Here is a 14,467-nt window from a genome sequence, read left to right as displayed (position 1 = left end):
TAAAAAATGTTCAACAAACCTTATTCTTCAACCTAAACCTAACAAATGTATGATTTTTTTTATACCTGGTGATTGCTCGAAAGGCGGTCGCCATGATGATGACTTACAAAGATTTTGGCATCCGGTTCCTCGTATGCCAAAACTGCAGTTTTCAGCTCAACTAGGACTGATTATGAAACTCACCTTTTTTCTGACAACCTTGGTCGTGATGAATGTTTTTGCCAGCAGCTATTCACAAACGGTGACTTATACCGGAAAAGATGTGCCATTGGAGAAAGTCTTTTCCTCCATCAAAAAACAAACCGGCTATGTGTTCTTTTACAATTTTAGCCTGTTGCGATCGGCAAAGCCGGTGACGCTGAATGTGGTGAAAGCTGAGCTTTCTGAAGTTTTGCATTTATGCTTCAGGGACCAGCCTTTTGATTATAGCATAGAGAATAAAACGATTGTGATTGCCCAGAAGGTTTCGCTGGGAAAGGAAGCTAAAACAAGGGCAGAGCTCCCCCAGAAAGACCTTAAAGGTCGGGTTACAGATGCAAAAGGTCAACCTTTACCTGGAGCCACAGTAAAGGTAAAGGAGAGTGGGAAGGCAGTGATGACCAATGCTCAGGGAGAGTTTGTGCTAAAAAATATTGAGGACAAAGTGGTATTGTTGGTTTCCTTTATTGGCTATAAGCAAAAAGAAATCGCAGTACAAGGGGCAAGAGAGCTGAACATTGTACTGGAAGAAAGTCTGGGTTCTTTAGATCAGATTGTGGTGATGGCCTATGGTACTGCAAAAAAGAAGGACATTGCCGGGTCTATTGCCAGCCTCGGACAAAAGGAAATCCGAAATGCACCAATGGGCTCCACGGTTCAAAGCTTATTGCAAGGTAAAGCTTCCGGGGTAAACGTGGCGATCCAGTCGGCCTCCCCAACCTCTCCAATCAGTGTCGTGATCAGGGGGGCATCTTCCCTTTCCGGAAATAACCAGCCACTATGGGTCATTGATGGCGTCCCGGATTATTCTTCCGCTACTTCGGGAAACATTGCCAATTCTCTATATAACCTGAACCTGAATGATGTAGAAAGTATCGACATCCTTAAAGATGCCTCTGCAACGGCGTTGTATGGATCCAGGGCCGCAAATGGAGTCGTGATTGTGAGTACCAAAAGAGGAAAAGAAGGGATGAACCCTACCATTGAAGTCTCCACGCGTTTGGGTTATCAAAAGCAGGATTTTAATGGATATAAATATATGGAGGGGCCGGAATACCAGAACTTTGCCGATATCGCAGCAAGAAAAGAGGTGATGAACCAGGGAGGTTTCGACTACTTTACGAGATTATTTCTTGATGAACAGGCTTTTTTTAGTTTGAATACCAGTGAGTTCAAAGCCAGTGATCTTAAAAAACTGAAAGGTGCGTATTATGAGGGAAACACCAATTGGATGAAGGAAATGACCCGGAATCCATTGACCCAGCAGCATGATGTCTCTCTGAGGGGCGGAACTAAAAATATCGCGTACTATGTTTCTCTGAACAATACCAATATGGATGGTATTGTAAAAACGGGAGGAAGTAAGCTGTATGGTGGCCGGCTTAACCTGGAAGCTAAATTAAGAAAGGGCTTTAAATTTGGCTTGAACCTGAGCGGCTCTACCAGAAACACAAACAATAAGGATTATATGCTGGATGTGCTGAAAAAGATCAGGCCGGATATTCCTGTTTACAATCCGGATGGAACGTTGTTTACCAGGGATGCCTATACTGAAAATCCATACACCACGCTTCTGAACACGAGATCCGGATCGGGACAACTGTTTAACGGAACGGGATTTTTGGAATATACCATCCTCGACGGATTGCTTCTAAGGACTGCCTATACTGCCAATTATGCAAATACACAGCGATTGGATTACGATCGCAGAGGCAGTACTTTTAATACCGAAGGAAGCAGGTCCTGGAGCAATAACAAGAACCAGACGAGTGTCTGGGAAAATACGCTGACCTATGCAAAAACATTTGGAAAGCATGATGTATTGGGCCTGGCAGGTTATTCGATGGAGAAGAATAGCGGGTTGGGGTATAGCATGGAGGCCACAAACTTTCCTGATGATGACATCCTGAATGATTTTCCTTCTGCAGCAACGAGAGGAAGCCTTGGGGAGAGTTATACCGCAAGCGGACTGATCTCACAATTTGCAAGACTGCAATACAAGTATAACAACAGGTATATCCTTTCAGGAACGGTTCGCCGCGATGGCTCTTCCCGTTTCGGACCGGATAAGCGCTGGGGAATTTTTCCTTCAGCGGCAGTAGCCTGGTTGATTACGGAGGAAGATTTTATGAAAAATGAAAAACTGCGTAAAGTCATTTCCTATTTGAAATTAAGGGCTTCAACCGGAAAGGCGGGATCACAGAACCTAGGGGATTACGACTGGATGACCAGGGTTGGCTCTTCCAGGTATAATGAAAATCCTGCGATTGCACCGAATTCTATCGGAAATAATGATTTGCAATGGGAGCAAACGATGATGACAGATTTAGGGCTTGACTTCGGCCTTTGGGATGAACGGATCCGGGGCTCATTCGGGATTTATCAGAAGAAAACAGACAAGCTGATTTATAGCAGGCCATTGCCTTCCAGCACTTCCTTTAGCAGCGTGAGTTCCAATGTTGCTTCATTGAAGAATAATGGAATTGAGTTTGACATTAGTGTAGATGTGCTGAAAAGAACAGATTTTACCCTGACACTTGATTTTAACGCAGCAAGAAACAGCAATCGGATTATGAAGATTAACGGGGTGACCAGGGAGCTCAATTTTCCCGGTGACGCCACCACGTACATGAAAGTGAAAGAGGGAGAAAGGACGGGGCAATGGTTTGGCTATCAAACAGCCAACCGCTTATTTGTAACTGCCGAGGAGGTCATCGCCCTTCAGGGAAGAAAGTCTGCTGGTGCAAAGCAATATTACCGGGACGCGGCAGAAAACCCGGGAGACCTTTACTTTATGGATCAGAATGGTGATGGAATCATCAATGCAGACGACCGGGTGAAACTGGGAAGTTCAGACCCGAAACTATTCGGAGGATTTGGGATGACCTTCTTTTATAAAAGCTTTATGATCAACGGTACATTCACTTATGCTTACGGCAATAAACGTCTTTGGAGCATGCCGATGGATGATGCGGGGTATATGGGGAATTATAATCAGAGTAACCTGATTGCGGGCAGAAGTGCCACTTTATTAAGTCCTTATGATGCTTCAATGCCAAGGATAACACCTTATGGCCTGGGTGAAAATGGAGAGTTTTCTGATTTTTGGCTGTATGATGCTTCTTATTTGAGGCTTAGTGCTTTGAACATCAGCTACCGTTTACCGGAAAAGATCTTTAAAGACAAGATCATTCAGGGAATTGACCTGACTTTCCAGGCGAGCAACCTCTTTACTTTAACGCGTTATCCGGGCTTTGATCCTCAGGGAAACTGGTCGTCCAGTGCTATAGGGACGGGAATGGGGATCGATGGCAGCTATTACCCATCTGCGAAAAATTACAATCTAGGCATTAAGTTCACTTTTAAATAGGCTATCGTGATGAAAAAGAAATTATATGTTATCCTCCTGCTCTTCGTTGGCGCTGTTTTGCCATCCTGTAAAGATTTCCTTGACGAGCAACCTTTGCATTCCCTTACGGGTGAAAATGCAATTAAAGACCTGACTACGGCAAAAGCAGCCCTGGGAGGGGTGTATGCCAGTTTTCAGAATGACAGCTGGTCGGGCGCACTTTATGTAGCGCAGGCCACAAAATCAGGTTTTGTAAACATTACGGCGCAGACGGATTATGACCTGACTTATAACGAGTCGAATCCCGGATCCAATGTACCCGGGATCTGGCAGAATTTTTATAAGAGCCTGAATGCAGCAAACTTTGCAATTGAGGGCATAGGTAAATTATCAGATGCGGCAGTTCCTCTTGCAGAAAGGACAGCGATGGTGGCAGAAGGTAGGTGTCTGAGGGCCTGGATTCATGCGAATGTGCTTTGGAATTTTGGTCATTGGTGGGCAGAAGATGCGGATGCTTACGGTATCATTTGCCGGGATGAAGTAATCAGTCTTAAAAATGTGTTGAAAGCCCGTTCAACAGTCGGCGAAAGTTATCAGAAAATTTATGAGGATCTGGATTATGCCATTGCAAATTTAGGGGAGTTCAGTTCTCCGCGTTACCTGTCAAAGCAATTTGCAAAAGCATTAAAAGCGAAGTTATTGCTATACCGTGGAGGATACCGGAATACGACTGCGGATCTTCAACTGTCCTTAACATTGGTAAATGAAATTCTGGCCAATCCTTCGCCTTCTTTTGCCATGGAATCCAGCCTGGCTGATGTGTATGGTAAAGCATGGGATTCAAACGAGAATCTTTTTGTAAGGTATCTGGAAGATGATGGCTCCAGGGCTTATACCGGTGGTTTTAACTATACCTATGGAATTATCTATGGCGGGGACCGTTTGCCTTTACCGATAGATAAAACTTTAACAGCAGGACTGAAATATGGGGTAGATTGGTTTAAGGCGGATCCACGGTGGCCAGTGGTTACCGGATCGGTACGTGCACCGGAAACCTGGGACGATAAACAATGTTATTGTTTCAAAAAACTGGCCAGGCTGGGCAGGTATGCGGGAGCACAGGCGAATCCGAAGGATGAAAAGTATGCGGCCTATTATTTCAGGTATTCGGAATTGTACCTGATGAAGGCGGAGTTGCTGGCTAGAACAGGAGCTGCAATTTCAACGGCAATTGCGCCGATCAATGAAATGCGTTCCAAAAGAACGAACCCTGTGCTGATGCCTTTAAATCCGCAAAATTCTGATGAGTTGATGGACCTGATCTTTAAGGAAATTTTTATGGAGCTCTTTATGGAAAACGGAAGCGAAATGTTTGCCGCTGTCCGCTTCAAAAAAGATGGGCAACCCTGGATTGTTGCGATTAAAGAAAACAAAGCATTTGAGCTGAATAAACTCTGCTGGCCAATCCCGCGTGTGGAAATGGTGAACAATACGCTGATGGTACAAAACCCTGATTTAAAATAGACAAAACTGAAAATATGAAACAGAAATTTTCTTATAGCATGCTGCTGGTTACGGTAGCGATGCTCTCTTTCTTTTCCTGCTCAAAAGAGAAAAGGGAAATCCGGATTGCCTATCCCGATGACATTACTTTTGAAGAACAAGGTCTTCCTGAATTCTCTTTCAGGATTCCTGATGCCCCCTTTAAGGTGGGGAATGACCAAAGCGGAAGAATTACGGTTAATGTGAAGAAGAACGGGGATGGAACCTTTAGTGGCTTTGCGTTATCGAATAAAAACTGGCGTTCTTATCCATGGAACCTGAGTCCGGATTTTGCACCCCTGGGAGGCTTAACGGCGGCCCAAAAGCAGGCGAGCATAGATTCCACGATATTTAGCGTATTTACTTCTAAACCAAACCAGACGGGAAGTTACCTCGTGGCGAGTGTAAAGGATGAGGATGCGGCCATTACCCTGGAAAAACCAGGTGTGGTAGAGCACATTCTGGTCGCCAATACGACTTATAATGTATTGCTGGAATCTTATGGTTCTGCCTATTCAGGAACGCTGGATCCAAAGACTCAGGAATACCTGATGACTGGAGGAAAGGTTAAAAACATACTGATTGCCAATACCTCTACCACCCGTTATGGCCGGTTTAGCCTTCCCGGACCAGGAGGAACAAACATGATCCGCCTGTCGGGGGAAGAAAATCTGGTCAAGGCAGCGGCTGGACATACGGCAGCAGAGGCTGCAAGACTTGCCGGAAAAACGGAAGCTGCGGTAAAAGCAGATTCAACTAAGGCTGCGGAAGGCATTTCAAAAGGCTATGTGAAGTTGACTATAAAAGGCTTTAAGGCTGGGGCAACAACTGGAAATGTGGATTATTGGCTGGCCATCCGGCCCAAAGTCGATCCTGCAAATCCGGAGTTGAATTATGTACAGCAGGATTGGTTCAAAGTAGGATTGGCGACTTTAGGAACGGTAGACAAGCTGGTGTTTCAACTTTCTTCTTCCACACCTGTTCCTCCATATTTCTGCCTGGATGGGATCAGACTTAGAAAATAACCGAAAAAAAACAAATATATACTCATGAAAAAAATAATCTTCACATTAATATGTGCCCTGCCAGTAGTGTCCTACGGACAAAATGCTGCATTCAATTTACAAGGAGAAATAGCCGGGGCGGGAGCCAAATCAAAAGTTTACCTGAGTTACCGGCAAAATGGCGCCATGGTAAAAGATTCTGCTTTGTTAAAAAATGGAGTTTTTACCTTTAAAGGGGAGATTTCCGGCCCCAGTTCAGCCAAAATTATTTTAGACCATCAGGGATCTGGTCTCTCTGCAAAAAATCAGGATGTGTTATCGCTTTATCTGGATAAAGGAACGCTGAAATTGAAAAGCAGGGACTCTGTAAAGAATGCGGTGATCTCAGGTTCCCCGATCAATACAGCACATGCCTTATACCGGAAAGCGATTGCTGGCCCGGAGAAAATAATTGCTGATATCAATGTCGATTGGGCGGGAGCAAGTAAGGAACAGAAGGAGACAGAAGAATTCATGAAGGGTTTGCAGGACCGTTATAAGCCTGCTTCAGAAGAAAAGGCGAAAATTCAGGAGGCCTTTATTGGACAGCATCCGGATTCTTATTTTAGTCTGCTGGCTTTAAAGGAATTATCAGGAGAGATGGAAGCGGATAAAGCCGAGTCTATATTTCTGCGTTTAGCTAAAGTTTTAAGGGACAGTAAGGAAGGGCTGGACTTTACCAAACAAATTGCAATTGAGAAAGCTACGGCGGTTGGCGTTATGGCGCCGGATTTCACGCAAAACGATGTGAATGATAAGGCTGTTAAGCTTTCTGATTTTCGTGGAAAGTATGTGTTGCTGGACTTCTGGGCTTCCTGGTGTGGCCCTTGTCGGGCGGAAAACCCAAATGTCGTTAAGGCTTATACCGAATACAAGGATCAGAACTTTACGGTGCTTGGTGTTTCTCTGGACCAGCCTGGAGAAAAAGAGGCGTGGTTAAAGGCAATTAAAATGGATGCGCTAACCTGGACACAATTGAGTGATCTTCAAGGATGGAACAATGCAGTCTCCAAGATGTATGGCATCAAGGGAATTCCTCAAAACTACCTGATTGATCCAAATGGGAAAATTATTGCGAAGAACCTGAGGGGTGAAGCGCTTCAGGAGAAGTTAAAAAGTATTCTTTCTAAATAGGGCCCCCTTCTCCATTTTAATGGAACATGCTCAATGACAGCTACCAATAATCGCAGGGAGCCCTGTGATTATTGGTAGCTTGGTATTTTTTTTTTATCATTGAGGGAAATCATGTATCCTTATCGATCAGCTACCTTTACAGACGAGAGACTTCTGGAATTAATCCAGAATGAAGATAATCGTGTCGCTTTTGAAGAGATTTATCATCGCTACTGGCAACTGCTGGTGGATACCGCTTACCGGAGATTAAAATCCATTGAAGCGGCGGAAGAAATCACACAAGATATTTTTGTAAGTCTTTTTCTGAAGAGAAAGTCTGTGGAAATAAAGATCACACTTGCGGGATACCTGAAGACGGCTGTAAAATATAAAGTCTTAAATTATATCAGAACACAGCAGGTTCAGTACAATTTTGAAACGCAGATGAAGAACGAGCTTCGTTTTGAGCACGTTACTCCTCATCATACCTTACAGGCTAAGGAATTGTCACAAAAAATAAAAGAAAGTACGGCAGCACTGCCGGAAAAATGCAGGGAGGTTTTTATACTCAGCAGATTTGAAAAACTGCCCAATAAAGCCATTGCTCTTAGACTGGGAATCTCTGTCAGCACGGTGGAGAAACACATCAGCAAAGCGATGAAAATCATGAACGAGCATTTTGGTGATTATAAACTGGAACTGCTCATTACATTTTATCTCCTCCAGTCTTAAAATTATTCCATTGTTAATCAATTGTTTATGAAATAGTCCCGAAGGGGAGTAGCGGATTTTTCGTGTATGGGTGACTCTTATATAAACGGGGGTCTTAGGGAATAAATTATGGAATATCAGAAGCTGCTGGATCTTATAGAAAAATATGAAAAAGATCTGGCGACTACAGCAGAAGCAGCAGAATTGGATCAATGGTACGATTCATTTGAGCAGGAAGATGGGTATGTCGCGCATATGGAAGAAGGGGAGCGTGTAGTATTTAGCCAGCGTTTGTTTGGTCAGATTGACCAGCAGATAGAGGAAAGCCTATCCCGTCCAGTCTTGAAATTCCGACCTGTTTTCAGGTGGCTTGCTGCAGCGATGGTTTTCATCATCTTTGGCCTCGGCTTGTATTTTTATCCTGATTTCAGAGAGGCTGGAAAAGTGATTTATCCTTCACAGTACGCTTCCAAAATTCTCCCTGGTGGGAATAAGGCGATTCTTACCCTGTCTGATGGTTCGGAAATTTCCCTGACCGATGCCGAAAACGGAGCATTGACAAAACAATCCGGAATTAAGATCATAAAGACTGCAGATGGACAATTGGTTTATGACGCCCGCGCTGCAGGATCTTCCTCTGAAGCGAGCAATACCATTACCACCCCCAGGGGTGGCCAATATCAGGTCAATTTGCCAGATGGCACCAAAGTATGGCTGAATGCCGCTTCTTCTCTTAAGTTTCCCCTGACTTTTACGGATCAGAAGAACCGTATCGTAGAGTTGAGCGGCGAAGCCTACTTTGAAGTGGCAAAGAACAAACATCAGCCATTTAAGGTCATCACAGCAGTCCGCCCCGACCAGGAAGGCCGGGAACAAATTATTGAGGTATTGGGTACACACTTCAATGTTAACGCTTATCCCGACGAAGAAAGCATCGTTACAACTTTACTGGAGGGCAGTATCCGGCTTAACAATAAGCTTATCCTGAAGCCGAACCAGGAATCCATCTTTGCCTATGACCATTTTCATGTGGTTTCGGCAGATACAGAAGAAGCGGTGGCCTGGAAAAACGGCTATTTTATGTTTGCCAACGAGGATCTGCGCAGCATCATGAGGAAGATTTCCAGATGGTATAATCTGGAGATCGTTTATCAAGGGAAAACAACTGATAATACTTTTATAGGGACGGTATCACGATTTAAAGAGGTATCTGAAGTATTGAATATTTTGGAATTAACAAGAACGGTACACTTTAAAATCGAAGGGAGGAAAATTACAGTTATGCCATAAATCTACTTACACCTACGGTAAGCTTAATGGTTCAAATAAACATGCCAGACCCGACGGCCATCGTGGTCTGACACTGGCCTGGCTTACCCGATATTTTGCAGAAAACAATCAATCAACAAACCAAACCACCCAAATGTAATGAATATTTACGATCTCCTGAGGTCTAAGCGGCCCGCTTATGCCCAAAATAAAATACTGCGAATCATGAAGTTAACCATCCTTCTAATGACGACCATTTTCTTCCAGATCGCCGCAAAAAGTGTTGCCCAGAACATCACCATCTCTGAGCAAAACGCTTCTCTGGATAAAATTTTTAAAGAATTGCGGATACAAAGTGGCTACAACTTTGTATATACCGCCCAAACGCTGGAAGGCGTGAAAAAAGTAAATGTTAAACTCAAAAATGTATCCTTAAAAGAAGCATTGGAGGTCTGTTTTGAAGATCAGCCCATCACCTATGTCATCCAGCAAAATACGGTCGTTGTACAGCGGAAACCTCAGGTTCAAAAACCATTGTATATCGAAGTAAAGGGAAAGGTGACCGATGAAAACGGACTTCCTTTACCCGGAATCAGTGTTCGGCTCAAAGACAGTAAATTAGGAGTGGCCACAGATCAGTCCGGAGCTTTTGCCATCACTGTTCCAAACGGAGATGCGGTGCTGATCTTTTCATGCGTCGGTTATATCAGCAAAGAAGAACCTGTGAAAGGTAGAAATCAGCTCCTGATTAAACTTAAAGCAGATATGTCGGATCTTTCTGAAGTTGTCGTGAGCGGGTATCAGAAAATCGAAAGACGCCGGCTGACTTCCTCTATCACGACCGTGGACATGAATGTGCTGAAAACTATTAATCAACCTAATATCGATAAGCTGTTGCAGGGGCAGGTTCCCGGACTAACGATTGTCAGTACTTCCGGAGCACCCGGAGCCATCCCTCAGATCCGGATTCGGGGAACTTCTACCATCAGTGGCAATGTTCAGCCGCTTTGGGTAGTCGATGGGATCATTCTGGACGATCCCCTGAACGTATCGGTAGATGACATTATGAACAACAGAAACCTGATTGCTTCCGGAATCGGAGGGATCAATGTGGATGATATTGAGTCGATCAATGTGTTAAAAGATGCCGCAGCAACTGCCATTTATGGAACAAAAGCTGCAAATGGGGTAATTGTGATCACCTCTAAAAAAGGAGTTTCCGGCAAGACCAGGATTAGTTATTCCAGTCACCTTTCCGTAAACATGCGCCCTCAGATGGCCGATGCCTATATGATGAATTCAAAAGAACGCACGAATGTAAACCTGGAGATGATTTCCAGAGGCATCCTGAACACGAGTACTTCCAAACCAGGGGAGTATGGAACAGTATCCGATTTTGAGCGCTATTTTGTGGATGTACACGATAGGAAGCTGAGCTGGGCGCAGTTTAATGATAAAGTAAAACAGCTGGAAACGGTCAATACCGATTGGTTTAAACATTTATTCAGAAATGCTTTTACCCATAAACACAGTCTGAATTTTTCCGGAGGAACGGAGCAGACCACTTTTTATTTGTCGGGAAGCATGATGGACGACCAGGCTACCGCAAAAAAAGTCGGACAGAAAACCTATACCGGATCGGTTAAAGTCTATACCAGGCTAAGGGATAACATCCGTATCGGAGGAATGCTGGATATTAATGCAAGAGAAAACAATAGTTTCTTTGCGACTGATTCCCGTGAAAATCCTTATGAATGGGCAATATATACCACTCCGGCGCAGCATGCATTTGATGAAAACGGTGGATATAACCACTTGTACTATAACAGCCTTAAATACAATTTTCTGGAAAACAGGGAACAAGGCTGGAGGACCTCCAAAAACTTTGGGATGCGGGGAACTGTGGATCTGGAATGGAGGCTAATTCCGGACCTGATTTTTACCAGTTTGTTCTCTTTTTCGAAGCAAAACACCGTAGATGAGGATATTGCTACCGAGGACAGCTATTTTGTCCGTGCGCGAAAACGGGACATGTTTAAAACTGTCGATTATATTGGCGTTCCGATATGGTTTGACGGAGGTTTCAGACAGGACAGGTCAAACAACAACAACTCCCTGACTTTTAGAAATCAGCTGTCCTTTATGCCTGTGATCGGTTACGACCATCGATTTGATGGGATGGCTGGTCAGGAGATCAGAACCTCTAAATATAAGGAGGTAACTACGGATATCTATGGATATGTACACAACCGGGGGCACCAGCAGGTTCCTCAATTTGAGCTCATGGAGACCATGGGGATTCCATATTGGACAGAGAACCTGAACGAGACGGCTGCGGTATCCTATTTTGGGGTAGCCGGCTATACCTATAAAAACCGGTATACCATGAGTTTGAATGCCCGTACAGACGGATCAAACCGCTTTGGGATAAAGACAAATAAGCTTTTTCAGCCACTATGGGCGTTGGGATTAAACTACCAGATGAAAGAAGAGAATTTCCTGAAGGATCAGGATTGGCTCACCTATCTGACTTTAAAAGGGTCATATGGCAGTCAGGGGAATGTGGCTTCCCAGGCTTATTCTGATTTGGTGGCCAGGATAGGAACTACAGACGTGATCAATAAAGAAGGGTATCTCGTGATCTCCGCACCTAAAAATCCAAACCTGAAATGGGAGATGAACTATACCACTAACCTCGCCCTGGAGTTTGGTTTGTGGAAGCGCAGATTGAGCGGTACCATTGAGTATTACAACAAAAGGGGGGCTGATCTTTTAGGAACCAAGCAGGTATCACAGGTTTCCGGATTCAACTCCATCCAGGTCAACTGGGCTTCGATGAAGAATACGGGATTTGAACTGTCTTTAAATTCCATTAATATCGATGGAAAAGATTTCCGCTGGTCTACAAATGTCAACCTGGGCTATAATGAAAATAAGGTGCTCGAAGTATATTCCGTACCTACAGTAAGTAGCCTGACCAATGCACAACGTACCAATTTTGCCGCCTCAGCAGTCGTAGGGAAACCGATCAATGGACTTTGGTCTTACCGTTATGCAGGCTTAAATGCCGATGGAAGGGCATCATTCTATACTACTAAAGAAGGGGAAAAGGTTTTGTATGGGATGAATAAAACCGATGGACTGACCTATTCCGGAACAACAATGCCAATGATCCAGGGTGGATTGACGAATACTTTTTCTTATAAGAAATTTACCCTTTCCGCATTGCTGATTGGAAATTTCGGGAATGTGATCCGTTTGCGCAACCTTTCTCAGGGATATGCACTTGGTTTTCCCGATGCGACCCAGAACATGTCAAAAGAATGGACACAAAGATGGAGACAACCCGGGGATGAATTGCATACCAATGTTCCAAAGCTGGAATCTGATCCATGGGACCTTGCCGTCACCGGAACAAGCCCATATAACGGAAATATGTACGACAACAGTGACCTGAGAACGGTGAAAGGGGATTTTGTCCGCTTGCAAAACCTATCGCTAAGTTATGACCTTTTTACCCCCGCACTCCGGGCGAAGGGGATTCAGAACATCCGTTTGATGCTTCAGGGAAATAACCTTCATGTATGGAAAAATAAGGCGTTAAAGGGGCAGGATCCTGAATCTACCGGATCGTTGATGAACTACAACGATACCCGGAATGCAAATGTTTCCTTTGGAAATACCTTCCTGCCGCTACCCCGTTCTTACTCTGTTTCTTTATCTGTACAGTTTTAATCAAGGTTCCATCTAACAATTAAAAAACAATAAATAACGAGATGAAAAAGATATTTTATTTGAATTTTATAGGTATGCTGGTCCTCTTGTCTTCCAGCTGCCAGAAAATGCTCGACATCAAGCCGGTTAACAGTATGATGCCGGTAACTATTGCCGACTTTGAGTCTGTATTACTTGGCGGATATCCGAAACAGGATTTCTATTTTAAAACTGAACTCATGACGGATAATGCTTTTGTCAACCTGCAAACGAGTGCCAGTCTGGACCGCGCTAATGAACCCTGGTTTGTCTGGGCATCGACTCATCAGTTGGAAGGAGTGGCTGATGATCCCTATTGGGGACAGTTGTACAGATCCGTTTATTATGCAAATACGGTGCTGGATGAATTTTCTAAACGCAATCCCTCTTTAGCGGAAAAGGTACTTTTTGAAACGGTAAAAGGGGAAGCCTATGCACTGAGGGCCTTTAGTTATTTCTATCTGCTGAACTTATATGCGGATGTTTATGCGCCGGGAACACTGGCGGAGCCTGGGGTACCGATGCCCTTAACCGCTGTAGATATCCATCAAAATACACAGAACAATGTCAGGGCATCCATTGAGAAGGTGTGGGGCCAGATACAGATGGATATCGATCAGGCCTCGGCATTGCTGATGGGAAAGCCAATAAAAAGTAAGTTCCGTTTCAATTACAATTCCCTTCAGTTATTCAAGGCCAGGGTGAATCTTTTTATGGGAGATTATGAAGCTGCTATTGCGGCTTCAACTATAGTGATGAATACCAGAGGCTTATTTAATATGAATGAAACTCAGGCACATATTGACGGGAAAAACAGGGAAGCCGACGCCTTTACCAGCAATTATGGTATGATTGATTCTGATTATAAGAACGAGGTCTTATTCTTTATGGCCGGAAAGGCAAATAACAATATTTTTTACCATGGTATGGCTGCTTGTAAGCCATCGGTTGAATTGTTAGCCCTATGTCGTCGCAACGGCGTTAAGGACTATAGGAGCTACATTTTCAATTCCTTTGCTGATCTGACTACTGCAGATGGTATCCAGACCGGCCCTACCATTTATAACATGTTCGCCAAGCAGGAAAACGGCAGTTATCATATTGGATTGAAAGTGAGCGAAGCCTATGTGACACGTGCTGAGGCTTATGCAAAACTGGGGCGTTTGGAACTGGCGATTACGGATTTGAATAATCTTCTGATCAATAGGATTAAGAAGGAGGAATTTATTCCATTGAAATTGGCCGATTTTTCAGATAAGGACCAGCTTCTGAAGCGCATTTATGAAGAACGTCGGATTGAAACGGCATTTGAAGCAGGCTTGAGGTGGTTTGACCTGAGGAGACTGGGAAAACCTTCATTAACGCATACCTATAAAAACGGACAGGTATATACCTTAAAAGAGAAAGATCCGCGCTATGTCCTGCAAATTCCTTTATCTGAACAAATCAATAGTCCGGAAATGCCATTAAACAAGAGATAAGCTTAGCC

Annotated in this window: 8 protein-coding genes; all 8 read left to right on the top strand. The window is 44.0% G+C overall.

Annotation, left to right across the window (positions count from 1 at the left end; all coding sequences use genetic code 11):
* Positions 1–172: 172 nt before the first annotated feature.
* Positions 173–3,568, top strand: a complete 3,396-nt coding sequence (locus tag BLQ87_RS10615; protein ID WP_172664754.1) for a TonB-dependent receptor — start codon at positions 173–175, stop codon at positions 3,566–3,568.
* A 9-nt stretch (positions 3,569–3,577) separates the two neighbouring features.
* A complete protein-coding gene (locus tag BLQ87_RS10610) occupies positions 3,578–5,071 on the top strand; it encodes a RagB/SusD family nutrient uptake outer membrane protein (RefSeq protein WP_074606266.1) in 1,494 nt (497 codons plus the stop codon).
* A 14-nt stretch (positions 5,072–5,085) separates the two neighbouring features.
* Positions 5,086–6,114, top strand: a complete 1,029-nt coding sequence (locus tag BLQ87_RS10605) for a DUF4465 domain-containing protein (RefSeq protein WP_074606263.1) — start codon at positions 5,086–5,088, stop codon at positions 6,112–6,114.
* A gap of 24 nt (positions 6,115–6,138) precedes the next feature.
* Positions 6,139–7,266 (top strand): TlpA disulfide reductase family protein, encoded by a 1,128-nt coding sequence (locus tag BLQ87_RS10600; protein WP_074606261.1) that lies wholly within the window; start codon positions 6,139–6,141, stop codon positions 7,264–7,266.
* A 111-nt stretch (positions 7,267–7,377) separates the two neighbouring features.
* Positions 7,378–7,977: an RNA polymerase sigma-70 factor gene (locus BLQ87_RS10595; RefSeq protein ID WP_074606258.1), complete on the top strand. Its 600-nt coding sequence runs from the start codon at positions 7,378–7,380 to the stop codon at positions 7,975–7,977.
* 108 nt (positions 7,978–8,085) lie between these two features.
* Complete coding sequence (locus BLQ87_RS10590; protein WP_074606256.1) at positions 8,086–9,246, top strand: FecR family protein; 1,161 nt, start codon at positions 8,086–8,088, stop codon at positions 9,244–9,246.
* A 204-nt stretch (positions 9,247–9,450) separates the two neighbouring features.
* Entirely contained in the window at positions 9,451–12,960 is a 3,510-nt protein-coding gene (locus tag BLQ87_RS10585) for a SusC/RagA family TonB-linked outer membrane protein (RefSeq protein WP_172664755.1), read from the top strand.
* Between the two features lie 41 nt (positions 12,961–13,001).
* Positions 13,002–14,459: a RagB/SusD family nutrient uptake outer membrane protein gene (locus BLQ87_RS10580; RefSeq protein WP_083361792.1), complete on the top strand. Its 1,458-nt coding sequence runs from the start codon at positions 13,002–13,004 to the stop codon at positions 14,457–14,459.
* Positions 14,460–14,467 lie beyond the last annotated feature (8 nt).

The organism is Pedobacter steynii (assembly GCF_900103665.1).
Taxonomy (GTDB): domain Bacteria; phylum Bacteroidota; class Bacteroidia; order Sphingobacteriales; family Sphingobacteriaceae; genus Pedobacter; species Pedobacter steynii.
Note: the sequence above shows the minus strand (reverse complement) of the source record. Positions and strands in the feature narration are given on the sequence as shown.